Below are 1,854 nucleotides of genomic sequence, written 5' to 3'. Positions count from 1 at the left end.
CACCGCGCAGGAGGCCGCTGCCGCTGCCGACGTCGCGGTCGTCACGGTGCCGCTCCGCGCCATCGACGACCTCCCCGCCGAGCAGCTCGCCGGCAAGATCGTCCTCGACACGAACAACTACTACTTCGAGCGGGACGGCCGCATCGAGGCCCTCGACAAGGGCGAGACGACGACGTCGGAGCTGGTGCAGCGCGCCCTCCCTGACTCGAAGATCGCGAAGGCGTTCAACCACATCTTCGCTTCGGAGATCACGTCCGACGGCACACCTGCCGGCACCCCCGATCGTCGCGCACTGGCCACGGCCGGTGATGACGCGGAGGCCGTCGCCTTCGTGACCCGCTTCTACGACGAGGCCGGATTCGACACGGTCAATGTGGGGCCGCTGAGCGAGTCATGGCGAGTCGAGCGAGACCGTCCCGCCTACGTGGTCCGGCAGAACGCCGAGGAGCTCACCGCGAACCTCGCGATCGCGAACCGCCTGCCCTGAGCACCGGTGCGGCGGGGGAGGCGGAGAGCTCGCTCGCCGCAGGGCCCGCACCCACGCGACTCTTGGGATACCAAAAGTTGGAGGAACACCGCCCGGAGTGCGAGAATGCCCAGATGGCGGGGGCTATGGCAGCAGGCGGCGAACTCGAGTCGGTGAGAGTCACGCGCGTCCTTCGCGACGACATCATCCTCGGGCGGCGCAGACCGGGAGCACGGCTCGTCGAGCGCGACATCGCGGCGGAACTGAACGTCTCCCGGCTCCCGGTTCGCGAAGCCATCCGCACGCTCGTGGCCGAGGGGATCGTCGTCGCACGCCCCCGTACCTGGGCGGTCGTGCGGGAGTTCACCCACCGCGATATCCAGGACTTCGCCGAGGTGCGCGAGGCCATCGAGACGCTGATCTTCGTCTTCGCAGCCGAGCGGCACGATGAGGCCGGGATCGCTCGCATCCGTGGAGCCTACGAACGCGAACTCGAGGCCGTTCGCGCCGAGGACTCCGAGGCGGCCAGGGTCGCCGCGGCGGAGTTCCACGAGATCGCCGTCGAGCTCGCGGCGAACGAGATGCTCGGCGAGCTCATCGCCGTCTTCCTCACGCGTCTGCGCTGGTTGTTCGGGCAGCACGACGACCTGCTCGCGATGGCGGACGAGCACCGCATCATCCTCGAGGCGATTACGGCGCGCGACACCGAAGCGCTGCGTCGGATCGTGCCGGCGCACTTGGCCAGCGGACAGTCCGCAGCCGAGCGACGTCTCGCCGAGCGCGGCGATCTGAGCGCCTGACCCGTCGGGCCCACCGTCTCTCGCGGTCGGGGGACTGCAGAGACGGCTCCGGTTGTATATTGGGGCGATCGGAGTCGGTCCGGAACTGTTGCGCTGTCCTGGGGAGCGAGATGCGGAATCTTGCTGTCGCTGTCGGATGCCTCCTGCTGGTCGGTGGGATCTCGCTCGTCGTGATCGCCGACCAGGAGCGTCTGGAGTCGATCGCCGCGGTCAAGGCGGAGATCGTGAGGATCGAGCGCGCGCTGGATGAATCTCGCGGCGAGAACCTGGAGCTCGCAGAGAAGCTCACAGCCCTTCGCTCGCAGCTCGCCGATCAGGACGCGGACATCGCCGACACGACGGGATTCCTGCCGTGATCCGGCGCGTGCTGGCTGTCACGATCGCGGCCTCCGTGCTGCTCGTCGGGGGGATGGTCGGCAGAGCCGACGCTCTCGAGAACGAGAGATCGGCAGCCATCGCGCAGCTCGAGGCCCTGAACGACCGATATCACGACGCCAGTCAGCGCACTGACTACCTCGACGCCGCCGTCGGCCGCGCGGAGCAGGACACCGCAGAACGTGCCGCGGTCCTCGCCCTGCGCCCGGCCTT

At 68.8% G+C, this 1,854-nt stretch carries 3 protein-coding genes and 1 pseudogene; all 4 read left to right on the top strand.

What is annotated here, in order from left to right:
* Positions 1 to 487, top strand: a 487-nt coding sequence (locus tag KZA10_RS13905) for an NADPH-dependent F420 reductase (protein ID WP_218683172.1), incomplete at its 5' end; no start/stop codon positions are given.
* A 113-nt stretch (positions 488 to 600) separates the two neighbouring features.
* On the top strand, positions 601 to 1,266 hold the full coding sequence (locus KZA10_RS13900) for a GntR family transcriptional regulator (protein ID WP_256934866.1): 666 nt from the start codon (positions 601 to 603) through the stop codon (positions 1,264 to 1,266).
* 110 nt (positions 1,267 to 1,376) lie between these two features.
* The gene (locus KZA10_RS13895; protein WP_055869848.1) at positions 1,377 to 1,622 is read left to right on the top strand and encodes a hypothetical protein; all 246 of its coding nucleotides are present in this window, start codon (positions 1,377 to 1,379) and stop codon (positions 1,620 to 1,622) included.
* A pseudogene (locus KZA10_RS13890) lies at positions 1,619 to 1,854 on the top strand (hypothetical protein); the annotation flags it as partial. The gene KZA10_RS13895 and the pseudogene KZA10_RS13890, both read left to right, overlap by 4 nt.

The organism is Microbacterium sp. BF1, from assembly GCF_019279095.1.
In the GTDB taxonomy this organism is placed as follows: Bacteria; Actinomycetota; Actinomycetes; order Actinomycetales; family Microbacteriaceae; genus Microbacterium; species Microbacterium maritypicum.
The sequence above is the reverse complement of the archived record's forward strand: the minus strand, read 5'-3'. Positions and strand labels throughout refer to the sequence as shown.